The sequence below is a fragment of the Streptomyces sp. NPDC046805 genome, assembly GCF_040645355.1.
GTDB lineage: Bacteria > Actinomycetota > Actinomycetes > Streptomycetales > Streptomycetaceae > Streptomyces.
The window spans coordinates 115,766-138,460 of sequence record NZ_JBEYYC010000015.1 but is presented as its reverse complement, the minus strand read 5'-3'; the positions used below and the strand labels follow the sequence as shown (position 1 = coordinate 138,460).

24 protein-coding genes are annotated in these 22,695 nt (G+C 72.5%); 15 read left to right on the top strand and 9 right to left on the bottom strand.

What is annotated here, in order from left to right; translation table 11 throughout:
* Positions 1 to 52: 52 nt before the first annotated feature.
* From ABZ910_RS18375 to ABZ910_RS18360, 4 genes are all read right to left on the bottom strand, one after another.
* Entirely contained in the window at positions 53 to 604 is a 552-nt protein-coding gene (locus tag ABZ910_RS18375; RefSeq protein ID WP_361365714.1) for an AAA family ATPase, read from the bottom strand.
* A 28-nt stretch (positions 605 to 632) separates the two neighbouring features.
* A complete protein-coding gene (locus tag ABZ910_RS18370; protein ID WP_361365712.1) occupies positions 633 to 821 on the bottom strand; it encodes a hypothetical protein in 189 nt (62 codons plus the stop codon).
* Positions 822 to 916: 95 nt separating this feature from the next.
* The gene (locus tag ABZ910_RS18365; protein WP_361365709.1) at positions 917 to 1,792 is read right to left on the bottom strand and encodes an undecaprenyl-diphosphate phosphatase; all 876 of its coding nucleotides are present in this window, start codon (positions 1,790 to 1,792) and stop codon (positions 917 to 919) included.
* Positions 1,793 to 1,950: 158 nt separating this feature from the next.
* Positions 1,951 to 2,736, bottom strand: coding sequence for a VTT domain-containing protein (locus ABZ910_RS18360; RefSeq protein WP_361365706.1), 786 nt, complete (start codon positions 2,734 to 2,736; stop codon positions 1,951 to 1,953).
* A gap of 315 nt (positions 2,737 to 3,051) precedes the next feature.
* Between ABZ910_RS18360 and tuf the strand changes: the two genes are divergently transcribed.
* From tuf to ABZ910_RS18335, 5 genes are all read left to right on the top strand, one after another.
* A complete protein-coding gene (gene tuf / locus ABZ910_RS18355) occupies positions 3,052 to 4,221 on the top strand; it encodes an elongation factor Tu (RefSeq protein WP_361365704.1) in 1,170 nt (389 codons plus the stop codon).
* Positions 4,222 to 4,286: 65 nt separating this feature from the next.
* Positions 4,287 to 5,132: a fused MFS/spermidine synthase gene (locus ABZ910_RS18350; protein ID WP_361365701.1), complete on the top strand. Its 846-nt coding sequence runs from the start codon at positions 4,287 to 4,289 to the stop codon at positions 5,130 to 5,132.
* A gap of 72 nt (positions 5,133 to 5,204) precedes the next feature.
* Positions 5,205 to 5,657 carry a DUF4442 domain-containing protein gene (locus tag ABZ910_RS18345; RefSeq protein ID WP_361365698.1) on the top strand — a complete coding sequence of 151 codons (453 nt, stop codon included), beginning with the start codon at positions 5,205 to 5,207 and terminating at the stop codon, positions 5,655 to 5,657.
* Between the two features lie 70 nt (positions 5,658 to 5,727).
* Complete coding sequence (locus ABZ910_RS18340; protein ID WP_361365695.1) at positions 5,728 to 6,447, top strand: DsbA family oxidoreductase; 720 nt, start codon at positions 5,728 to 5,730, stop codon at positions 6,445 to 6,447.
* A 114-nt stretch (positions 6,448 to 6,561) separates the two neighbouring features.
* On the top strand, positions 6,562 to 7,212 hold the full coding sequence (locus tag ABZ910_RS18335) for a DedA family protein (protein ID WP_361365692.1): 651 nt from the start codon (positions 6,562 to 6,564) through the stop codon (positions 7,210 to 7,212).
* 46 nt (positions 7,213 to 7,258) lie between these two features.
* Here ABZ910_RS18335 and ABZ910_RS18330 read toward each other — a convergent pair whose 3' ends face one another.
* Positions 7,259 to 7,786, bottom strand: coding sequence for a gamma carbonic anhydrase family protein (locus tag ABZ910_RS18330; RefSeq protein ID WP_361365689.1), 528 nt, complete (start codon positions 7,784 to 7,786; stop codon positions 7,259 to 7,261).
* A gap of 77 nt (positions 7,787 to 7,863) precedes the next feature.
* Between ABZ910_RS18330 and ABZ910_RS18325 the strand changes: the two genes are divergently transcribed.
* Positions 7,864 to 8,676, top strand: a complete 813-nt coding sequence (locus ABZ910_RS18325) for an acyltransferase (protein ID WP_361365686.1) — start codon at positions 7,864 to 7,866, stop codon at positions 8,674 to 8,676.
* A 30-nt stretch (positions 8,677 to 8,706) separates the two neighbouring features.
* Here ABZ910_RS18325 and ABZ910_RS18320 read toward each other — a convergent pair whose 3' ends face one another.
* Entirely contained in the window at positions 8,707 to 9,564 is an 858-nt protein-coding gene (locus tag ABZ910_RS18320; RefSeq protein ID WP_361365684.1) for an EamA family transporter, read from the bottom strand.
* Between the two features lie 93 nt (positions 9,565 to 9,657).
* Between ABZ910_RS18320 and ABZ910_RS18315 the strand changes: the two genes are divergently transcribed.
* On the top strand, positions 9,658 to 10,230 hold the full coding sequence (locus ABZ910_RS18315; RefSeq protein ID WP_361365681.1) for an XRE family transcriptional regulator: 573 nt from the start codon (positions 9,658 to 9,660) through the stop codon (positions 10,228 to 10,230).
* Between the two features lie 57 nt (positions 10,231 to 10,287).
* Positions 10,288 to 10,845, top strand: coding sequence for a YbaK/EbsC family protein (locus ABZ910_RS18310; RefSeq protein ID WP_361365679.1), 558 nt, complete (start codon positions 10,288 to 10,290; stop codon positions 10,843 to 10,845).
* A 69-nt stretch (positions 10,846 to 10,914) separates the two neighbouring features.
* Here the strand turns inward: ABZ910_RS18310 and ABZ910_RS18305 are convergent, their stop codons facing one another.
* Together ABZ910_RS18305 and ABZ910_RS18300 are read right to left on the bottom strand one after the other, a co-directional pair.
* Positions 10,915 to 12,138 carry a 4-hydroxybenzoate 3-monooxygenase gene (locus ABZ910_RS18305; RefSeq protein WP_361365676.1) on the bottom strand — a complete coding sequence of 408 codons (1,224 nt, stop codon included), beginning with the start codon at positions 12,136 to 12,138 and terminating at the stop codon, positions 10,915 to 10,917.
* 75 nt (positions 12,139 to 12,213) lie between these two features.
* Entirely contained in the window at positions 12,214 to 12,621 is a 408-nt protein-coding gene (locus ABZ910_RS18300; RefSeq protein ID WP_361365673.1) for a CoA-binding protein, read from the bottom strand.
* Between the two features lie 165 nt (positions 12,622 to 12,786).
* Between ABZ910_RS18300 and ABZ910_RS18295 the strand changes: the two genes are divergently transcribed.
* Complete coding sequence (locus tag ABZ910_RS18295) at positions 12,787 to 13,536, top strand: hypothetical protein (protein WP_361365670.1); 750 nt, start codon at positions 12,787 to 12,789, stop codon at positions 13,534 to 13,536.
* Positions 13,533 to 14,075: a histidine phosphatase family protein gene (locus ABZ910_RS18290; protein ID WP_361365668.1), complete on the top strand. Its 543-nt coding sequence runs from the start codon at positions 13,533 to 13,535 to the stop codon at positions 14,073 to 14,075. Before ABZ910_RS18295 ends, ABZ910_RS18290 begins: the two co-directional genes overlap by 4 nt.
* A gap of 20 nt (positions 14,076 to 14,095) precedes the next feature.
* Here ABZ910_RS18290 and ABZ910_RS18285 read toward each other — a convergent pair whose 3' ends face one another.
* Positions 14,096 to 16,054, bottom strand: coding sequence for an amino acid transporter (locus tag ABZ910_RS18285; protein ID WP_361365665.1), 1,959 nt, complete (start codon positions 16,052 to 16,054; stop codon positions 14,096 to 14,098).
* 175 nt (positions 16,055 to 16,229) lie between these two features.
* Between ABZ910_RS18285 and ABZ910_RS18280 the strand changes: the two genes are divergently transcribed.
* From ABZ910_RS18280 to ABZ910_RS18260, 5 genes are all read left to right on the top strand, one after another.
* On the top strand, positions 16,230 to 16,856 hold the full coding sequence (locus ABZ910_RS18280) for a YigZ family protein (RefSeq protein WP_361365662.1): 627 nt from the start codon (positions 16,230 to 16,232) through the stop codon (positions 16,854 to 16,856).
* Positions 16,857 to 16,927: 71 nt separating this feature from the next.
* A complete protein-coding gene (locus ABZ910_RS18275) occupies positions 16,928 to 17,296 on the top strand; it encodes an MGMT family protein (RefSeq protein WP_361365659.1) in 369 nt (122 codons plus the stop codon).
* Between the two features lie 295 nt (positions 17,297 to 17,591).
* Positions 17,592 to 18,344, top strand: coding sequence for an FAD-binding oxidoreductase (locus ABZ910_RS18270; RefSeq protein ID WP_361365656.1), 753 nt, complete (start codon positions 17,592 to 17,594; stop codon positions 18,342 to 18,344).
* A 159-nt stretch (positions 18,345 to 18,503) separates the two neighbouring features.
* Positions 18,504 to 19,667 (top strand): exonuclease SbcCD subunit D, encoded by a 1,164-nt coding sequence (locus ABZ910_RS18265; protein WP_361365654.1) that lies wholly within the window; start codon positions 18,504 to 18,506, stop codon positions 19,665 to 19,667.
* 34 nt (positions 19,668 to 19,701) lie between these two features.
* Entirely contained in the window at positions 19,702 to 22,695 is a 2,994-nt protein-coding gene (locus ABZ910_RS18260) for an SMC family ATPase (protein WP_361365651.1), read from the top strand.

Genomic DNA, 22,695 nt, shown 5'->3' with positions numbered 1-22,695 from the left:
AGTCAGGAGTCATCCGTCGCACGACTTTTCGGACACCGCTCGTCCGAGGCACTCAGTCCCGGGCGCGCAGCCGCTCGAACGCGGTCGGGGCCGGCCTGCCGGGAAGGAAGTCCCGGATCAGGTGGGCGCATTCGAGCGGATCGGAGCGGCTCGTGTCGCACTCGATGTCGTACACGCCGTGGGCGTGGACCTGCTTCCACTGCCGGGCCGCGAGCCCGCTCGGCCGGTCCCCGCGCTCGCGCTCGCGCCGCTCCAGCTCCGCGAGGGGACAGCGCACGCCGACGAACACGACGTCGCGCGGGTCCAGCACGGCGAGGCAGTCCGCCAACCGCCAGTCGGCGCTCAGGACATGGTCGACGACGACGTTGTTCCCGGCGCCGGCCATGCCGGCGATCGCGCGGTGGAAGCCCTGCCAGGTCCGGTGCAGGATCTCGTCGAGGCGGTCCGGCGGGAACTTCTTGCGGGTGCGCATCGCGTGGAACGCGTCGGCGGACATGTGGAAGTACGGCTCGTCGAGCACGTGCAGCAGTTCGGCCGCGATGCTCGACTTGCCCGAACTCGACGTGCCGCTCAGGAAGATGACGAGCCCGCGGCGGGGAGCCACGCCGCTGAGGTGCCGGAGGTCGTGGATGTCAGGCCGCCTCGGCGATCCGGCCGCGGATCGCGGCGGCCCACTCGATCACCAGCAGCTCGTACTCCGTCCGCTCCTGGGCCGACAGCGTTCCGCCCGCACGCAGCCACAACGCTCGGATCTGCTCGTTCAACTCTGCGGCAGACCGCGCGGAACCAGAGGGCCCAGAGGGCACGGAACCGGGGAACATGCGGACAAGCCTAGGGGCAAGCACTGACACTGCGCTACCACTTGGCTACACCTATGAGCGCGAGGGGGTCCGGTCGCGGGCCGGATCCCGTCCGGTCAGCCGGCCGATTCCGCCGTGTGCGGGCTCAGCACGCCCGCCGTCACCAGCGCGATGATGACGAAGCCGAGGGCGACGCGATACCACACGAACGGCATGAAGCTCTTGTTGGAGATCCACTTCATGAACCAGGCGATCACCGCGTACCCCGACGCGAAGGCGATCACCGTCGCGAAGAGCGTCGGTCCCCACGCGACATAGCCGCTTCCCACCGCGTCCTTCAACTCGAAGACCCCGGAGGCGAGTACGGCCGGAATCGCGAGCAGGAAGGAGTACCGGGCGGCTGCCTCGCGCTGGTAGCCCATGAACAGGCCGCCGCTGATCGTGGCGCCGGAGCGGGAGACTCCGGGGATGAGGGCGCAGGCCTGGCAGAGGCCGAAGACCAGACCGTCCTTCACGTTCAGGTTCCCGAGCGTCTTGCGCTGCTTGGGCGTCCGGTGCCGCCCACCCGTCTCGTCCCGGGCCGCCATGCGGTCGGCGATGCCGATGACCACGCCGACGATGATCAGCATGGTGGCGGTGACCCGCAGATCGCGGAACGGCCCCTCGATCTGGTCCTTGAGCGTCACGCCCAGGACGCCGATGGGTATGGAGCCGACGATGACCAGCCACCCCATCTGCGCGTCGTGGTCCCCGCGCATCGCCTTGTCGAACAGCGACCGGAACCAGGCCGAAACGATTCGCCCGATGTCCTTGCGGAAGTAGATCAGCACCGCGGCCTCGGTGCCGATCTGCGTGATCGCCGTGAAGGCCGCGCCCGGGTCCTGCCAACCGGAGAAGGCCGCGGTCAGCCGCAGATGCGCGCTGGAGGAGACGGGGAGGAACTCTGTCAGCCCCTGGACGAGTCCGAGGACGAGGGATTCAAACCAAGACATGGAGGTGCGGCGTCCAACTGCTGTGAGGGATGGCGTGATCACGCGACCCAGGCAGCGTATCGGGCGTGACGCACAGGAAACTCACAGGGGTTGGCCGCAATCCCGCTGTCCGAAGGGCTGTTGGCGGGCTCAGAAAAGGGCAGCGGTGCGCCGACCGGTCACCGTCGGCGCAGATGGTGCCGCTTGCGCCAGGCCACCACCGCGCTCACCAGGGCCGGTACGGCGATGCCCGCCATCGCGATCAGGAAGGCGGGCGACGTCGGTGCCGAGGCGCGGGCGCCCGCGACGGCGTACGCGGCGGTGTTCGGAACCGAGCCGAGCGCCGTCGCCAGCAGGAACGGCAGCCAGCCCATGCGGGAGACCGCGGCACAGTAGTTCGCGGCCCAGAACGGCACACCGGGAAACAGCCGCGCCAGCATCATCGAGCGGAAGCCGTGCCGGCTCAGCTGCAGGTCGGCCGCCTTCAGCCAGCGGCCGCGCAGCAGCGAGCGCAGCGCGTCCTGGCCGAGCACACGGCCGAGACCGAAGGAGATCCCCGCCCCGAGCACCGTGCCCGCCAGCGCCGTGCCGAGCCCGAGCTGGGAGCCGAACAGGGCGCCGGCCGCCACCGTCAGCAGCGGTCGCGGGACGAACGCCACCGTGCACAGCCCGTACGCCACCGCGAACACCACCGCCGCCGCGGTCCCGCCCAGGTGCGGCGGCCAGCCGTGCGTCAGGAACCGTTGCGGCTCGAACAACAGCACCGCCGCCGCGGCCGCCGCGAGCAGCGTCACGAGAAGGGACAGCCGAGACCAGGGCGACAGCAACGCGCGCGTGCAGCGCGTCGCGAGGCGCGGGGCGGCAGGGACAGGCGCCGTCGCGGGTGCGGCGACGGTGAGCTCCGTGGCGGCGGCCCGGGGAGAGGCCGTGGCGGTGCCCCCAGAGCGGGTGGTGGCATCGAGCATCCGGCGACCCTAACCGACGGAGGTGTCTGATCGCCGTACGCCCGTCTCGGGCACGGCGGAAAACCATTCGACGTGGGACATTGCGTCGGCGATGATCGGCGTCATGTTCCGGCACGCCTTCGTCCTCGCAGCATCCGCGGTAGCGGATGCTCCGAAGGCTGCCGTCACGATCGTTCCGATCGTCGTGGCCGTCGACGGCGCCCGAAGCTGACCCTCTCCGGATCGACCGGCGGGCCCCGCAGGGGGAGGGTCGGTTCAGTCCTCGGGGTCCCGCTTCCACTCGTTCCACCTGATACGAGGCTTCGAGGTACAGCCATGCCCAAGACGGCGTACGTGCGCACCAAGCCGCATCTGAACATCGGCACGATGGGCCACGTCGACCACGGCAAGACCACCCTGACCGCCGCCATCACCAAGGTGCTGGCCGAGCGCGGCTCCGGCACGTTCGTGCCCTTCGACCGCATCGACCGGGCCCCCGAGGAGGCGGCGCGCGGCATCACCATCAACATCGCGCACGTCGAGTACGAGACCGACACCCGGCACTACGCGCACGTGGACATGCCGGGCCACGCCGACTACGTCAAGAACATGGTCACCGGCGCGGCGCAGCTCGACGGGGCGATCCTCGTCGTCTCCGCGCTCGACGGGATCATGCCGCAGACGGCGGAGCACGTGCTGCTCGCCCGGCAGGTGGGCGTCGACCACATCGTCGTCGCCCTCAACAAGGCCGACGCGGGCGACGAGGAGCTGACCGACCTCGTGGAGCTGGAGGTCCGGGAGATGCTCTCCGCGCAGGGCTACGGGGGCGACGCCGTACCCGTCGTACGGGTCTCCGGGCTCAAGGCCCTTGAGGGGGACCCGCGTTGGACGGCCTCGATCGAGGCGCTGCTGGACGCGGTGGACACGTACGTGCCCATGCCGGAGCGGTACCTGGACGCGCCGTTCCTGCTGCCCGTGGAGAACGTGCTCACCATCACCGGCCGGGGCACGGTCGTCACCGGCGCGGTGGAGCGCGGCACGGTGCGGGTGGGTGACCGGATCGACGTGCTCGGCGCCGGCGTCGAGACCGTCGTCACCGGTCTGGAGACCTTCGGCAGGCCGATGGAGGAGGCGCAGGCCGGGGACAACGTGGCGCTGCTGCTGCGCGGGGTGCCGCGGGACGCGGTCCGGCGCGGGCACGTCGTCGCGGCGCCCGGCAGCATCGTGCCGAGCCGTCGCTTCTCCGCGCGCGTGTACGTCCTGTCGGCGCGCGAGGGCGGCCGTACGACCCCGGTGTCGACCGGCTACCGGCCGCAGTTCTACATCCGCACCGCGGACGTGGTCGGGAACGTCGACCTGGGCGAAACGGCGGTCGCGCGCCCCGGGGACACGGTCACGATCACGGTCGACCTGGGCCGCGAGGTCCCGCTCGAGCCCGGCCTCGGCTTCGCGATCCGTGAGGGCGGCCGGACGGTCGGCGCGGGCACGGTGACGTCGGTCGGCTGAGCGGCCGGGGTGTCCACCTCCGTGACGGGGGCGGACACCCCTGCCGCCGACGGCACAATGGACCTGTGAACGAGCCCATACCCGTGACCAGGACCGTCGATCACGGGACCGCCAAGCTGATGCCCGACGTCGACCGCGAGCGGGCGTGGCTGCTGACGGTCGACGGGGCGCCGCAGTCGTACGTCGATCTGGACGCGCCGGCGCATCTGGAATTCGAGTACGCCCGACGGCTCGGCCACGTCCTGGACACCGTGGGGGAGCCGGGCCGTCCGGTGTCCGTGGTGCACCTCGGCGGGGGCGCCCTCACCCTGCCCCGGTATGTGGCGGCGACCCGGCCGGGCTCACGGCAGGACGTCGTCGACGCCGACCGTGGGCTGCTCGCGCTGGTGACCGAGCACCTTCCGCTCCCGGACGGCGCCGACATCGCGCTGCACACCGCGGACGCCCGCGCCTGGCTGGAGGCCGCCCCGGACGCCGCCGCGGACGTGCTGATCGCCGACGTCTTCGGCGGCTCCCGGGTCCCGGCGCACCTCACCTCGCTCACCTACGCCCGCGAGGCCGAGCGCGTGCTGCGCGCCGACGGCGTCTACCTGGCCAACCTGCCCGACGCCGCGCCGTTCGCCTTCCTCCGCTCCCAACTCGCCACGCTCGCCGCCGTGTTCGAGGAGCTCGCGCTGATCGCCGAGCCGGGCGTGCTGCGCGGCCGCCGGTTCGGCAACGCGGTCCTCGTCGCCTCGCACCGCCCCCTCGACACGGCCGCGCTGTCCCGTCGCACCGCCTCCGACGCCTTCCCGGCCCGCGTCGAACACGCAGCGGCGCTACGGGACTTCATCGGCGACGCCCGCCCGGTAGGGGACGAGGACGCCCAGCCGTCACCCGAGCCCCCCGAGGGAGCCTTCGGCATCGGTTGAGGCGTCGGCGGTCGTCACAGTGCCCTCTGGCGGGGTGGCCAGCACGGCTACTCGTCGGTAACATCTCGCTCCATGACCGTTGAAAGCGCCTCGATGGGCGAAATGCTGGCCACCGCTGTCCCGATGGTGCGGACCCTGAACCTGGAGTTCGTCGAGGTCACCCCGGAGCGTGCCGTGCTCCGGCTGCCGGACCAGCCGGACTACCACAACCACATCGGTGGGCCCCACGCCGGTGCCATGTTCACGCTGGCCGAGTCCGCCAGCGGTGCCATCGTGCTCACGGCCTTCGGTGAGCAGCTCTCGCGCGCGGTGCCGCTCGCGGTGCGGGCCGAGATCGGCTACAAGAAGCTCGCCATGGGCCCGGTGACGGCCACGGCGACGCTGGGCCGCCCCGCGGCCGAGGTCGTCGCGGAACTCGACGCCGGCGGCCGACCGGAGTTTCCGGTGGCGATCGAGATCCGGCGCGAGGACGGAGCCGTGACGGGCGAGATGACGGTGGTGTGGACCCTACGGCCGAACGGCTGAGCAGGCGGGGCGGAGCGCCGTGGCAGGGCCCGCGGTCGCGACCGGGTTTGGGCGCGGGGACGATTGAGGGATGAAGATCGACATCTGGTCCGATGTGATCTGCCCCTTCTGCTACATCGGCAAGCGCAAGCTCGAACTGGCCCTGGAGAAGACCGGGATCGAAGTCGAGGTCAAGTGGCACAGCTTCGAGCTCAACCCCGACGCTCCCCGGTCCTACGGAGTGCCGCTGCCCGACATGCTCTCCCGCATGTACGGGCTCAGCCCCGCCCAGGCCCTGGCCGTGCTGGAGCAGGAGCAGCGCGAGGCGGCCCGGGTGGGTCTGGACTTCCGGTGGCGCATCGCCAAGCCGGGCAACACGTTCGACGCCCACCGCCTGTTGCACCTGGCCGACAGCAAGGGCCTGGGCGATCAGGCGGAGGAGCGCTTCTCCCGCGGCTACTTCACCGAAGGCCAGGACATCGGCGATCCGGAGGCCCTGCGCCGGATGGCCGTCGAGTCGGGCCTCGCGGCGGAGGACGTCGATGCCGTCCTCTCCGGCGACCGGTTCGCCGCCGAGGTCCGCGCCGACGAGCACGAAGCCCACGAGCTGGGCATCCGTGGCGTGCCCTACTTCGTGATCAACGGGCATACGACGATCTCGGGCGCCCGGGATGTCGAGGAGTTCGAGCGCGTCCTGCGCGAGCAGGCGGACTGGGAGAGCGACGAGGTGCTGGAGGGCGTCGGGATGTGCACCGACGGTTTCTGCGAGTTCACTCCCGAGCCGGGCGGAACGGGCGAAATGGCGAGGTGATCGCGCGGGTGCACGGGCCGGCTGCCCTTCGCCGGTGAGCAGGTAGCCTTCCTGTGGGCGCGCCGATCGGGCGACGTCCCGACTGGCTACGAAGCGACCAGGGAGGAACCGGCTTTGCACGTCCAGGAATGGCTCGACACGGTCCCCGCGGTCGCGGTCTACGCCGTGGTGGCCCTCGTCATCGGTGTGGAGAGCCTGGGCATCCCGCTGCCGGGCGAGATCGTCCTGGTCTCGGCGGCGCTGCTCTCCTCGCAGCACACGGGCGTCAACCCCGTGATCCTCGGCACATGCGCGACCGTCGGCGCCGTCGTCGGCGACTCCATCGGCTACGCCATCGGCCGCAAGGGCGGACGCCCGCTGCTGACCTGGCTCGGCGAGAAGTTCCCCCGGCACTTCGGCGAGGGGCACGTGGCCACGGCCGAGCGGTCCTTCGAGAAGTGGGGCATGTGGGCGGTGTTCTTCGGCCGCTTCGTCGCCCTGCTGCGCATCTTCGCCGGCCCGCTCGCGGGCGTGCTCCAGATGCCGTACTGGAAGTTCCTGATCGCCAACGTCCTCGGCGGCATCTGCTGGGCCGGGGGCACCACCGCGGTCGTCTACTACGTCGGCATCGTCGCCGAGGACTGGCTCAAGCGCTTCTCGTGGCTGGGCCTGGTGGTGGCGGTGCTCGTCGGCGCCACGTCCCTGCTGATGCTCAAGCGCAGGGCGAAGAAGGCCGAGGCACAGCGGCGGGAGCCGGAGCCGGAGCCCGTGGCCGCCGGGGAGTGAGCCGCACCCGCCCGACGGACCGACGGCTGTACGGGCCCCGTACCGCCTACTGATGCACCTCGCGGTGGGCCTTCGCCAGCTCCGCGTACATCGTGCCGTTCAGCGTGACGCCCTGCCGCTCCTCCTGCGACAGCTCCCGCTTCACCTTCGCCGGTACGCCCGCCACCAGTGACCCCGGCGGCACCACCATCCCCTGCGGCACCAGCGCGCTCGCGGCGACCAGTGATCCCGCCCCGATCACCGCCCCGTTGAGCACGGTCGCGCCCATGCCGATCAGGCAGTCGTCCTCGACGGTCGCCCCGTGCACGACGGCGTTGTGGCCGACGGACACCCGTTCCCCGACGGTGACGGGGAACCCGGGGTCGGCGTGGAGCGTGGCGTTGTCCTGGATGTTGGCGCATCCGCCGACGGTGATCCGCTCGACGTCACCGCGCACCACGGCGCCGTACCAGACGCTGGCGCCCGGCAGCAGCGTCACGTCGCCGATCACGGACGCGGTGGGCGCCACGAACGTCTCCTCGCCGATGCTCGGTTCCCTGCCGCCTATGCCCACGATCAGCGCCTGCCGCGTCATCACCGTCTCCTCCTGTCCGACGTAACCCCCGCACCGTACGCCACCCGGTGGGGCGAAGATCACAGCGGCCCGGCCGCATGGGGACGGCGCACGCTGAGTACGGTGAGCGGGTGCCCAAGCCCAAGAACACGTTCTCGTTCTCCACCTGGCGGCGCCGACTCGTCCAGCGCGCCGTGCACGCGGGCTGGGCCTGGGTGCAGCGCACGGCTTCCGTCACCGCCGAACACCCCGGACGGCTGCGCTTCGGTGCGATCGGGGCGGGCACCCGGCTGGCCTTCCCGCTCGGCACGGTCTTCGGCGAACCCTGGATCCACCTCGGCGCCTGCTGCATCATCGGCGAACAGGTCACGCTGACCGCGGGCCTGATGCCCGACCTCGACCTCGGCCCCGACCCGATCCTGCGCATCGGCGACGGAGTCGTCCTCGGCCGCGGCAGCCACGTCATCGCCGACACGACGGTCACCATCGGCCGCGACTGCTACTTCGGGCCGTACGTCTATGTCACGTCCACGAACCACTCGTACGACGATCCGCACGAGCCCATCGGCAGGCAGTGGCCGCGGATGGAGCCGGTGGAGATCGGGCCCGGGTGCTGGATCGGGACGGGAGCGGTGATCCTTCCGGGCGCGCGGATCGGCCGGAACGTGGTGGTGGCGGCCGGCGCGGTGGTCCGCGGGACGGTGCCCGACCATGCCGTGGTCGCGGGGGCGCCCGCACGGGTCGTACGGCGCTGGACGCCCGACGAGGGCTGGCAGCCCCCGCTGCGGACGCCCGCTCCGGTGCCGATTCCGGACGGGATCACCCCGGAGCAGTTGCGGGCGCTGGCGGCCCTGGAGCCGGTCACCGGGGAGGACGCTCCGCGCCTCGCCGAGCTCGAGGCCGAAGGCTGAGACCCCAGAGGGGGCAGGGCTGATGCCGCTTCAGCCGGTGGCCAGGAGCAGTGTGCCCAGCAGGGCGAGCCCGGCGCCGGCGGCCTGGACCGCCCGCAGCCGTTCCCTGAGGAAGCCGCGCGCCGCCAGGGCGGTCACCACCGGGTAGAGCGAGGCGAGCACCGCGGCCACGGTCACCGGACCGTGCTGGGCGGCGACCGAGTACGTGCCGTTGGCCGCGACGTCCGCGAGCCCGACGAAGGCGAGCGCCGGCAGCGAGGCCCACGGGAAGCCGCCCTCCGGGAGGGCGGCCCCGCCACGTTGCACCGACACGTACAGCGCCGCGCCGCCCACGGCGACATTGGTCAACCGCTGCACGAACAGCGCGAGGAACAGGCCGGTGACGGTGGTCGAGGCCTCGGTGATGAGGGCGAACACGGTGCCGAAGCCGAGGGCGGCGATCAGCGTGAGCAGGATCGTCTGCCGCTGCACCGGGGCGCCCCTGAGCTGCGGTCCGCCCGCGAGGACGACACCGGAGACGGCGACGGCGATGCCCGCGACCTGGAGCAGTCCCGGCCGCTCGCCGAGGACCAGGCCGACCCCGACCGGGACGGCGACACTCAGCGTGGCGAGCGGGGAGACGACCCCCATCGGGCCGCGGGCCAGCGCCTTGTAGAAGCAGAGCAGCGCGACGGGGCCCACCAGGCCCGCCGCGAACGCGAACCACAGCCGCGGACCGGCCTCGCTCCAGCCGCCCGTGGCCAGCACGATCGCGCCGAGCACGGCCGCCGCGGCGGCCTGCGAGACGACCACCACCGTGGGTGCCGGAGTGCGCCGGGTCAGCAGACCACCGCCGAAGTCGGCCAGGCCCCAGAGGAGACTGGTGGCCAGGGCGAAGAATGCTGTCACGGGTAGCCTCGCAGTACAGTGCGGTGAACGATCGGGTGCACCCCATAGTAGTGCATTCGAGTAAACTCCCCCATTCAGAATAATGGACTTAACGTGTCGGACCTCGACCTGCTGACCCAGTCCCTGGCGCGCAACGTCAAACGCTGGCGTACCGAGCGCGGCTTCACCCTGGACACGCTGGCCGCCCGCGCGGGCGTCAGCCGCGGCATGCTCATCCAGATCGAGCAGGCCCGGACCAACCCCAGCCTCGGCACGGTCGTCAAGATCGGCGACGCGCTCGGCATCAGCATCACCACCCTGCTCGACTACGAGCAGGGCCCGAAGGTCCGCATCGTCCCGGCCGAGCAGGCCGCACGGCTCTGGCACACCGAAGCGGGCAGCTACAACCGGCTCCTCGCGGGTACCGAGGCCCCCGGCCCGGTGGAGATGTGGGACTGGCGCCTCATGCCCGGTGAGTCCAGCTCCTCCGACCCGCACCCCACGGGCGCGGTCGAGCTGGTCCATGTCACGGCGGGGGAGCTGACGCTCACCGTCGACGACGTCGCGTACCGCGTCCCGGCCGGCGCCAGCGCGTCCTTCGAGGCCAACACCCCGCACACGTACGGCAATGACGGCGACGTTCCGATGGAGATGGTGATGGCGGTCTCGGTCCCGCCCGTGCGTTAGAGCCTCGGGGCCCGGGAGCCGCGAGGGCGCGGAGCCGTCTCTTGCTAGCGTGCGGCCATGCGTGCACCCATCGGAGACTTCGACACCGCCACTCCCGCCCCCGACTGCCTCGACGAGCTGGTCCGCCCGGTCGCCGACGCCGTACGGCAGTGGCGCGGCAGCGTCCCCGCCGAGCAGATCCTCTACGTCGACACCAACCCGGAGTGGGCCGACACGGCCGTCTTCGTGGAGCACTACGGCCGGGACCTGGTCGAGCGGTCCGCGAACTGTGTGGTCGTGGCGGGGAAGCGAGGCGGTGAGACCCAGATGGCCGCGTGCCTCGTGCTGTCCACCACCCGGGCCGACGTGAACGGCGTCGTGCGTCGCCAACTCGGCGCCCGCAAGGCCTCGTTCGCCGCGATGGACGCCGCGACGGGGGAGACCGGCATGGAGTACGGCGGCATCACCCCCGTCGGACTCCCCGCCGACTGGCCCGTGTTGGTCGACTCGGCCGTGGTCGACCTGCCGTATGTCCTGGTCGGCAGCGGACGCCGCCGCGGCAAACTCCTCGTACCGGGCAAGGCGTTCGCCGAACTGCCCGGCGCGGTGGTGCTGGAGGGGCTGGGCGTCGCCTGAGGGCCACTCTCCGAGGCGGGGTGCCGGAGCGTGCTGCATGCTCCGGCACCCCGCCCCCGCGGAGACCGGTCAGAAGGCCGGGGCCGACCCGAGGTACTGCTCGGCGAAGGCCACGGCGGCGGCGGGTGAGGTGAACAGGCGGCGCAGGCGGCCCAGGGTGGTGCCCGCGACGTAAGGGTCGCCTGACGCGGTCCCGTGGTAGATGTCGGACAGCCACTGCGAGAAGTCCTGGTAGTCCCACACCCGGCGCAGACACGCGTCCGAATAGTCGGCCAGCCCGTCGTGGTCGCCCTTCGTGAGGTACGCGACCAGCGCGTCGCCGAGCAGGAAGGCGTCGTGCAGGGCCAGGTTCATGCCCTTGGCGGCGATGGGCGCGGTGAGATGGGCGGCGTCGCCCGCCAGGAACAGCCGCCCGAACACCATGGGTTCGACGACGTGGTTGTGCATGTCCAGCACACGCTTCTCGATCAGCCGCCCCTCCGTCAACGGCGGCGCCCCGTCCGCCGCGAGCCGCTCCCGCAACTCGGCCCACACGCGCTCGTGCGACCAGTTCTCGGGGTCGTCGCCGGGCGGGACCTGGAGGTAGTAGCGGGTGACCTCGGCGCTGCGGGGCATGTGCCCGGCGAACCCGCGCGGGTGGATGCCGAACGCCACGTAGTCGCACGACGGCGGCGCGTCGACGAGCATCGTCAGCCAGCCGATGCCGTAGTCCTGCCGCGCGATCCGCGCCCGCTCCGTCGGCAGCGCGTTCCGGGTCACCCCGCGCGCCCCGTCGCATCCGGCGACGACGTCGCAGTGGATCATCCGGCGCTGCCCCGTCTCCGGGCACAGGTACGACACCGCGGGCCGCTCCGTGTCCAGATCGTGCAGCTGTACGTCCTTCACGCCGAAGCGGACATCGCCGCCGCGGACGTCGGCGTACTCACGCACCAGATCCCCCACCAGCAACGGCTGGGGATAGACGTAGTGGTGCTGGTCCGTCAGCTCGCCGAAGGCGAACAGGTGCCGCTTGCCGGCGAACCGGAATTCACACTCGGAGTGCACCAGCGCCCGTGCGAGCAGGTTCGTCGCCAGACCGCGCCGTTCCAGCGCGCGCACGGCCCACTCCTCGATGACGCCGGCTCGCTGCCGTGTCTCGATGAACCGTCTGCTCTCGGTCTCCAGGACCACACAGTCGACGGCGGCGGCCCGCAGGATGTTGCCGATGGTCAGCCCGGCGGGACCGGCGCCGATGATGACGACCGGACGTCGTTCCGCGGGCGCGGAGTTGGGGTTGAGGGCAGTGAACGTCATCCGCACAGTATGACGCGGCCTCGTCAAACATGATCCACTTGGTGGGCAGAGACCTGGCGCAGGGCTTCTCCAGGGCTACCGCAGCGCATTGATCTCGATGGCTGGGCACCGGTCCATGACCATGGCGAGGCCGGCCGCCCGAGTCCGCTCGTACGCGGCCGTGTCGATGACGCCGAGCTGGAACCACACGGCCTGCGCGCCCTTCGCCACCGCCTCGTCCGCGACCGCCCCGGCGAGCTCGCTGTTGACGAAGACGTCCACGACGTCCACCTCGAAGGGGATGTCCGCGAGCGAGGCGTAGCCGCGCTCGCCGTGGACCGTCTCCGCCTTGGGGTGGACGGGCACGATCCGCTTGCCGAAGCGCTGGAGCACCCCGGCCACGCCGTGCGCCGCGCGCCGGGGGTTCGAGGACAGCCCGACGACGGCCCAGGTGTCACCGAGCTCGGTCAGAATCCTGCGGATCGTCGCTTCGTCGCCGTACACGGTCGGCCTCCTGGAGTCAGTGGGGATCACAGGGATCAGAGGTGATCAGAGGGGAACTGCCCTCGGGGCAACAGTGCCGGTCCGCCCGTGATTCCGGCCCGCCACGGTGTCCGGATTCGGCACCGGGTGCCTGCGTTCGGCCGTCCGCCCGCCTACGCTCACCCCGTGCTGCGCATCATCGACGCCCGAACCGGCGAGCCCGTCCCCGTCCCGCCCGCCCGCCGGGGCCTGACCCGGGTGGAGGCGCACGTGTCGGGACCCGACACCTCGTCCCTGCGCGTGCTCCTGGTCGCCGACCTCCTGGTCCGCGCCCTGGAACTCGGCGGCACCCCCGTCTGGTCGACGCTCACCGGCGACCGGGAGCCGGCCGAACTCCGCGCTGCCGCCCTGGCCTTGGGCATCCGCCCGTTCGAGGACGCCCGTGACCTCGCCGGAGGGCCGGGCGAGGCGCAGACCGTACGGGTGATGGGGGAGGGCGACGACAGTGTGCCGCCCGGGACGGTGATGCGGGTCGCGCCCGTGGCCGGGGAAGCCGGGGCAGGGGTGTCTCCGGCTTCCGTCGGGGGATCGCTGCCCGACCCCGCCGCCCTGCGGCTGGCCCTGCTGTCCGCCCCTCGGACCTCGCCGGTACGGATCGACGCGGCCGCGCTCGACGACGCCGCGAGCACGCTCGCGCAGTGGCGGCGGGCCGTCGCCGCATGGGCCCGGCAGCCGTCGCGGCCGGTTCCCGACGATGTGCGCCGGCGGCTGCACGGCGCCTGGGAGGACGACCTGGACGTGCCTGCGGTCCTGGGCGTCCTGCGGTGGGTGGAGAACTCCGCCGACCTGCCCGACGGCGCCCGCTTCGAGACCTACGCCTACGCCGACCGGTTGCTCGGCCTCGAACTGACCCGTGATCTCGGGAGCCCGGCGTGAGCGCCCGCGCGGGGGTCGGCCCGCTGCGCCGCCTGGTGATCCTGCGGCACGCCAAGTCCGCCTGGCCCGAAGGCGCGGCCGACCACCGGCGGCCCCTCGCGCAGCGCGGCCGCCGGGACGCCCCCGCCGCCGGTCGTGCCCTCGCCGAGGCCGACTGCCTGCCCGACCTGGCGCTGTGCTCCACGGCCCTGCGCGCCCGCCAGACCTGGGAACTGGCCTCGGCGCAGTGGGGCACCCCGCCGCCGGTGCGCTTCGACTCCCGGTTGTACGCGGCCGGCGTACGCGACCTGCTGGACGTCGTACACGAGGTGTCCCCCGAGGTGGAGACGCTGCTCCTCGTCGGGCACAACCCCGGCCTGGAGGAGCTGGTCCAGGAGCTGGCCGGGGACAGCCTGGACGACGCGCTCGCGCAGGTGCGCACGAAGTTCCCGACGTCCGCGATCGCCGTCCTGGCGTGGCACGGCACCGGCTGGGACGCACTCGCCCCCGGCGGGGCGCTGCTGACGTCCGTCACCGTGCCCCGAGGAAAGAAGGCATAGGGCTCCCGCGGCTTCCGGGCTCACCCCACGTGCACCCACGGCCGCCGTTCCTGGTCCGGCTCCGCCCGCCGCAGTACCTCGCGGGTGACCGGCGCGGCCTCGCCCTCGCCGAAGATCAGGAAGCGGATCAGATGGCTGACGGGGTTGCCCTCCGTCCAGTTGAAGTAGACGTGCGGCGTCTCACCGGTGCGGTCGCGGATCGCCAGCAGCACCGCCGCGATCGTGTTGGGCACCGTCGGCCCCGTCGCGCGCAGGCGCCGTACCTCGTGCTTCTGGTCGCCGTGCACGGTGATCTCGGTGGTGAAGTCCGAGGAGTCCCGTACGAAGACCTCCAGGAAGATCAGCGGCGCGCCCTCCGGGATGAGGGTGTGCCGGAGCTGGTCGCGCACCTTGGCCTGGTACTCCCGTTTGCTGTGTTCCTCCGGCTCGTTGGCGATCAGCCGGAGCGGGCCGTACTGCGCGGCCTCGTCGATGATCCGCAGCGCGGCCTCGTCGAAGACGACGTCGGTGGCGCGCAGCTCGAACGCCCGGTGCACGCGCGAGCACAGCGACGTCAGCAGGATCGTCACGATGAAGATCGACGCGATCTTGATGCCGTCGGGCCGCTCGACGACGTTCGTGACGAGCGTGTACGCGAACACGGTGGTGATCACGCCGAAGCCGCCCGTGGCCCAGCGGTTGCCCCGCCGGTGCGCGGCCACCGTGCAGGCGAACGACGCCGACAGCATCAGCACCAGCACACCGGTCGCGTACGCGCCGCTCTGCGCGTCGACGCTCGCGTGGAACCACAGCGTGATGAGCACGGCGGCCGTCAGGAAGACCAGGACCAGCGGACGCACCGCCCGGGTCCACTCCGGTGCCATGCCGTAGCCGGGGAGGTAGCGCGGTACGAGATTCAGCAGCCCGGCGAGCGCGGACGCTCCCGCGAACCACAGGATCGTGATCGTCGAGACGTCGTACACCGTGCCGAAGGCCTCGCCGAGGAGGGCGTGCGCCAGATAGGCGAGCGCGCGTCCGTTGGCCGGGCCGCCGCTCTTGAAGTCCTGCTGCGGGATGAGCAGCGTCGTCGCCAGGCTGGACAGCAGGAGCAGACAGCTCATGATCAGGGCGGCCGTGGTGAGCAGCCTGCGGGTGTCTTTGATGCGGCTCGCCGGATTCTCGTAGGTGTCGGTCGGGGCGCCCTTGATCTGGGGCATCACGGCCACGCCCGTCTCGAAGCCGGACATGCCGAGGGCCAGCTTCGGGAACACGAGCAGCGCCACGCCGACCATCGCCAGCGGCGAGGAGTAGTCGACCGTGAGCGCGTGCGTCCAGTCGTCGATGTGCAGGGGGTGGGTGAACACCGCCACGGCGCAGACGGCGAGCACGACGACGTTCAGGGTGAGGTACACGGCCACCAGCACCACGGCGATGCCGATGGCCTCCTTGAAGCCCTTCAGGAAGATGGCGCCGAGCAGGCCCAGCAGCACCAGGGTGATCCACTCGTTCCCGCCGTGCGTCCAGTGCGGGGCGAACGGATTCTCCACGACGTGGGCCGCGGCGTCCGCGGACGACAGGGTGATCGTGATGATGAAGTCGGTCGCCGCGAAGCCCAGCAGCACCAGGACGAGAAACTTGGCCGACCACCACGGCAGCAGCCGTTCCAGCATGGCGATCGAGCCCTCGCCGTGCGGGCTCTCGCGCGCCACCCGGCGGTACACCGGCAGCGCGCCCAGCAGCGTCAGCGCGATCAGCACGAGCGTGGCCAGCGGCGAGAGCAGACCGGCGGCGAGGGCCGCGATGCCCGGCTGGTAGCCCAGCGTCGAGAAGTAGTCCACGCCCGTCAGGCACATCACCCGCCACCACCGGTGGCCCTCCTGCTCGGGGCGCGGCGTGCGGTGCGGCCCCGGATGGCTGCCCGTCTGCTCGCTCAGGCCCTCCAGCAGCCATGCCCGCCAGCGTGAGCGGTGTGCGGTGCGCGCGTGTTCACCGACGGCCATGCCTGCTCTCCGCCTGGACGCCGGTCATACGGTCCTGCCTCCTCGGGAACGACGGCGGGCGTGTCACACGACGGTCCCGCCGGGATGCCCCGCGGGCACGGTGAGCGAGCGTCCCCCACATCGTGACCCGTACCTCGACGGCGGGCGACCGCTGACGTCCGCATAGGCTGGCCGGATGCAGGACGAGTACCGCACCGTAGCCCACGCGGGCGTGCACGAGACCGAGGTCAACCGCTCCCGCTTCCTGTGCGCGCTCGCCCCCGCGGCCACCGAGCAGGAGGCCCAGGACTTCATCGCGCGCGTTCGCAAGGAGCACGCCGACGCCACGCACAACTGCTGGGCGTACGTCATCGGAGCCGACGCTGCCGTCCAGAAGGCCAGCGACGACGGCGAACCGGGCGGCACCGCCGGCGTCCCGATGCTCCAGATGCTGCTGCGCCGCGACATGCGGTACGTCGTCGCCGTCGTCACCCGCTACTACGGCGGGGTCAAGCTAGGCGCGGGCGGCCTCATCCGGGCCTACGGCGGAGCGGTCGGCGAGGCCCTGGACGCGCTCGGCACCCTCACCCGGCGCCGCTTCCGGCTGGCCACGGTGACCGTCGACCACCAGCGCGCCGGAAAGGTGCAGAACGACCTGCGCTCGACCGGACGCGACGTGCGGGACGTCCGCTACGGGGAGGCGGTCACCATCGAGATCGGTCTGCCGGACGCCGACGTGGACGCCTTCCGCGCATGGCTGGCCGACGCCACCGCCGGGACGGCGGATTTCGAGCTGGGAGGAGAGGCGTACGGGGACGCCTGACAGGCCGCATAGGGTGGGTTTGACCGTCCAAGACGGTATCCATCACCGACCGCCCACCGAATGACCCCGTCATGAACATCATCGAAGAGGTCCGCGAGGCCGTCGCCGCCATCCCGCCCGGCCGCGTCGCCTCCTACGGCGACATCGGCAGGCGGATCGGTGCCGGCCCCCGGCAGGTGGGGCGGGCGATGAGCCTGCTCGACGACGAGAGCGTGCGCCGACGGAACACCCTCCTCGTGCCATGGCGGACGGGCACCGGACCTCCTCGGCGAGGAGGGGACACCCATGCTCGGCGCGCGCGTGGACATGAAGCGCGCACGGCAGCAGTGACCGCCCCGACGACGGACGAGACGACGCGAGATGCTCAGGGGACGTGCTGCTCACGCCGGTCGCACAGGCCCGGGACGAGTCGCCCGGCTCCGGAGCGCGTCATAGCCTGAGGGCACAGTTCCAGATCCTGGCCGCGACAGCAGGCCGCCTCCCGGCAGGTGGCGTCCGCCCCGGATCCGCCTCGACCTCGCTCACCGCGGAGAGCCTCCCTTCGCCAGGTCGTTCCGCGCCTGTCCGGCCGCTACCGGGCGTCGGCCGCCTCGCCGCGATGCCGTCGAGTGACCTGCCGCTCAGAACCCGCGGCCGGGAGATCCCACACGTCCTCGCTGGAGGGAGCTGTCAGCCAACGCCCTGATCAGCGGGGAACGCGGCCTGTACAGCGCACGTGGGGCGAGGCCGGAGACGGTGTGGCGGGAGTGGGAGGTCGCGAAGAAGATCCGGGAGACGGACGACGTGGTGACCTTCGTGGTCAAGCGGATCGACGACCGCCTGGTGAAGTCCTCGCTCCCCGGCCAGTACGTGACCGTCCGGATGATGATGCCGGACGGGGTGCCGCAGCCCCGCCAGTACAGCCTGACCCGGGCCGACGACGGCGAGAGCCGCCAGTTCTCGGTCAAGCGGGTCCGCGGGTTCGGCATCGAGCCGGCCGGGGAGATGTCGACGCTCCTGCACGAGTCGGTGGACGTGGGCGACATCGTGACGACGTCGCTGCCGTACGGCGACGTCGTCCTGGACGACGCGGGCCGGCCGGTGGTGTTCGCGACCGCGGGCATCGGGATCGCCCCGGCCGCCGGGATGCTCTCGCACCTCGTCAAGGCCGGGTCCGGGCTGCACATCACCCTCCTCCACGGCGACCTCGACGAGGCCTCGTTCCCGCTGCGCCGCCAGGTGGTGACCGACGTCCTGGAGTCGCGCCACGCGGAGGTGTACGCCTGGTACGAGAAGGGCGCGGAGACCATGGAGCCGCTGAACGGGGTCTTCCAGGGACGGATGGACCTCGAAGACGTCGATCTTCCCGACGACGCCCTGTACTACATGTGCGGTCCGCTGCCGTTCATGCAGGGTGTGCGCACCAAGCTGCTCGAACGGGGCGTCGCACCCGAGGACATCCAGTACGAGGTGTTCGGCCCCGACCTCTGGCAGGCCGACCTGGATTAGAGCTTCATCACAGCGCGATGGCGAGCCGCAGATCGAGGTCTGTGAGAGATCAGGTGCCGACAGGCGTTAGCGTGGTCGGTGCCGAAAGCCGAGGCCGTGCCGGTCGGGGGCTGGATCCAGGGGTGCCATAAGGAGAAACATGCAGGTCGGAGCGGTGTCTTGAGAATTCTGCACACTTCCGACTGGCATCTCGGCCGGGCGTTTCACCGGGTGAACATGCTCGATGCCCAGACCGAGTTCATCGGGCACCTCGTCGCGACCGTGCGTGAGCGCGAGGTGGACGCGGTGGTCGTGTCGGGAGACGTGTACGACCGGGCGGTGCCCTCGCTCGCCGCCGTCGAGCTGTTCGACGCCGCCCTGCACCGGCTCGCGGAGCTGGGCGTGCCCACGGTGATGATCTCCGGCAACCACGACTCGGCCCGCCGGCTCGGCGTCGGCGCGGGCCTCATCGGGCGGGCCGGCATCCATCTGCGCACCGAACCGTCGGCCTGCGGCAGGCCCGTCGTGCTGACGGACGCCTTCGGCGACGTGGCCTTCTACGGGCTGCCGTACCTCGAACCGGCCCTGGTGAAGGACGAGTTCGGCGTCGGCAAGGCGGGGCACGAGACCGTGCTCGCCGCCGCCATGGACCGGGTGCGTGCCGATCTGGCCACGCGCGCGCAGGGCACCCGCTCCGTCGTCCTCGCCCATGCCTTCGTCACCGGCGGCCAGGCCAGCGACAGTGAGCGGGACATCACCGTCGGCGGGGTGGCCGCGGTCCCGGCCGGGGTCTTCGACGGCGTGGACTACGTGGCGCTGGGGCATCTGCACGGCTGCCAGACCATCACCGCGCGCGTGCGCTACTCGGGCTCCCCGCTCGCCTACTCCTTCTCCGAGGCCGACCACCGCAAGAGCATGTGGCTCGTCGACCTCGACGCCGACGGCGCCGTGGCCGCCGAGCGGCTCGACTGCCCGGTGCCGCGCCCGCTGGCCCGGATCCGGGGCACCCTGGAGGACCTCCTCGCCGACCCGGCCCTGGCCCCTCACGAGGAGGCGTGGGTCGAGGCGACGCTCACCGACCCGGTCCGCCCCGCCGACCCGATGGCCCGGCTCGCCGAGCGCTTCCCGCACGCACTCAGCCTGGCCTTCGCCCCCGAGCGCGCCCCCGACGACCCCGACGTGTCGTACGCCGAGCGCCTCGCGGGCCGCAGCGACCAGCAGATCGCCCAGGACTTCGTGGCCCACGTGCGGGGAGCGTGGCCCGACGAGCACGAACAGGCCGTGCTGCGGGAGGCGTTCGACGCGGTGCGCGCGGACGACGCCGAACGGGAGGTCGCGCGGTGACCACGCGCGTACGGGATGGTGCGGGGGTATCACGATGAGGCTCCACCGGCTCGACATCACCGCCTTCGGCCCCTTCGGCGGCTCCCAGTCGGTCGACTTCGACGCGCTGTCCGCCGCCGGGCTCTTCCTGCTGCACGGGCCGACGGGCGCCGGCAAGACCTCCGTCCTGGACGCCGTGTGCTACGCGCTCTACGGCACCGTGCCCGGCGCCCGGCAGTCCGGCCAGGGCCTCTCCCTGCGCAGCGACCACGCCGACCCGGGCATCCGCACCGAGGTCCGCCTCGAACTGACCGTCGCCGGACGGCGGTTGGAGGTGACCCGGCAGCCGCCCTGGCAGCGGCCCAAGAAGCGCGGGACCGGTACGACCACGGACAAGGCCCAGAGCTGGCTGCGCGAGTACGACGCGGTGGCCGGCGCCTGGAAGGACCTCAGCCGCTCGCACCAGGAGATCGGCGAGGAGTTCACCCAGCTGCTCGGCATGAGCCGCGAGCAGTTCTGCCAGGTCGTCCTGCTGCCCCAGGGCGACTTCGCGCGCTTCCTGCGGGCCGACGCCGAGGCGCGCGGCAGGCTGCTGGGCCGCCTCTTCGACACCCGGCGCTTCGCCGACGTCGAGAAGCGCCTCGCCGAACGCCGGCGCGCGACCGAGGCCCGCGTACGGGAGGGCGACGCCACGCTGCTGGCCGACGCGCACCGCATGCAGCAGGAAGCCGGCGACGCCATGGAGCTGCCGGAAATCGCCCCGGGCGAACCCGGCCTGGCCGAGGCCGTCCTGAGCGCCGCGGCCGTCGCCCGCAGCACCGCCCGCGAACGGCTCACCGTCGCCCACTGCCGCCTCACCGCCGCCGAGTCCGCCCACTTGGCCGCCGACCACGCCCTGGCCGACGTACGCGAAGTCGCCCGACTGCAGGGCAGGTTCGCCGAGGCGCGCAGGCGCGCCGCGCTGCTGGCGGAGAGGGCCGACGCGCACCGGGAAGCGCAGACGCGCATGGAGCGGGGCCGCAAGGCGGAGACGGTCGCACCAGCGCTGGAGCTGCGGGACGCGGCCGAGGCCGAAAACCGGCGCGCGGCCGGCGCCGAGGCACGCGCGCGCGGGCTGCTGCCGGACGGGTTCGCGGACGCCGGCGCCGCCGGTCTCGCGGCTGCCGCACGCCGGGCCGCGGAGGAACTGGGCGGCCTGGAGTCCGCCCGCCGCGCCGAGCAGCGGCTCTCCGGCCTCCAGGACGAGCGCACCGAACTGGACCGGCAGGAGCGCGCCGACGAGGACGTGCTGCGGGAGGCCGAGGCCTGGCTCGCCGACTGGGACACCACGCGCGCGGGACTCCAGGCCCGTATCGAGTCCGCGCAGGAGGCGGCCACCCGGGCCGAACAGCTCGCCGTCCAGCGCGAACCGGCACGGCGGCGGCTCGACGCGGCACGCGTGCGCGACCGCCTGACCGGTGACGCGGAGCGCGCCCGGACGCGGGCGTTCGACTCCGCCGAGCAGGCCGTGGCCGCCCGCACGCACTGGCTCGACCTCAAGGAACAGCGCCTGAACGGCATCGCCGCCGAACTCGCCGCGACCCTCGCCGACGGCGAACCCTGCGCCGTCTGCGGAGCCACCGAACACCCCGAGCCCGCCCGGAAGATCGCCGGACACGTCGACCGCGACGCCGAGGAACGGGCCCTCGCGGCCTCCCGGAGCGCCGAGGAGCGGAAGGCCGCAGACGAACGGCACCTCGCCGCCGTACGCGAGGAACTGGCCGCCGCCACAGCGGAGGCGGGCGACGCGCCGACCGAGCAACTCCTCTCCGAAGCGGATGAGTTGGAGCGGCAGTACGCGCAAGCCCGCCGGGACGCCTCCGGGCTGCACCCCGCCCACGAGGAGCTGCGGCGGGCCGAGCACGAGCGCGAACGGCGCCTGGCCGACCGCCAGCAGGCCGCGGTCAGGGCGGCCTCGCGGCTCACCCGCCGGGAGAGCATCGAGCAGGAAAGGGCAGCCCTGGAAGAGGAGTTGGCGCAGGCGCGCGGAACCGCCGCCAGCGTGGCCGCGCGATCCGCGCAGCTGGAGCGACGGGCGGCGCTGCTCACCGACGCCGCCGACACCGCGCGCGTCGCCGAGGACACCGCGCAGCGGCTCAAGGACGCCGACGCCCGCCTCGCCGACGCCGCCTACCGCGCCGGCTTCGACACCCCGCGGGCCGCGGCCGACGCACTGCTCGACGACTCGGCCCACCGCGAGCTGCAACACCGCCTGGACGCCTGGCAGTCCGAGGAGGCCGCCGTCCGCGCCGCCCTCGCCGAGGCCGACACCGCGGCCGCCGCCCAGCGCCCGCCCGCCGACCTCGAAGCGGCGCAACGCGACGCGGCCGAGGCCGCCCGGAGCCTGCGCGAGGCCGCGTCCCAGCGCGACGCGGCCGCCCACTGCTGCGCCGAGCTCGACCGGCTCTCCGCCCGGGCGGCCGACGGCGTGCGACGGCTCGGCCCGCTGCGCGCCGCATACGACCGCGTGGCCCGCCTCGCCGCGCTCACCGCGGGCACCTCGGCCGACAACGACCGCAAGATGCGCCTGGAGTCCTACGTGCTGGCGGCCCGCCTGGAGCAGGTCGCCGCCGCCGCGACGCTACGCCTGCAGCGCATGTCCTCCGGCCGCTACACCCTCGTCCACTCCGACGACCGGACCGGGCGCGGCCGCAGCGGACTCGGGCTGCACGTGGTCGACGCCTGGACCGGCCGGGAGCGGGACACGGCGACGCTGTCGGGCGGTGAGACGTTCTTCGCCTCCCTCGCGCTCGCCCTCGGCCTCGCGGACGTGGTGACGGACGAAGCGGGCGGGGTCCGCCTCGACACGCTCTTCATCGACGAGGGCTTCGGCAGCCTCGACGAGCAGACCCTGGACGAGGTCCTCGACGTGCTCGACTCGCTGCGCGAGCGGGACCGGGCCGTCGGCATCGTCAGCCACGTCGCCGATCTGCGGCGGCGCGTCCACGCGCAGCTGGAGATCGTGAAGGGGCGGTCGGGGTCCGCGGTGAGGCAGCGGACCGCGGGATGA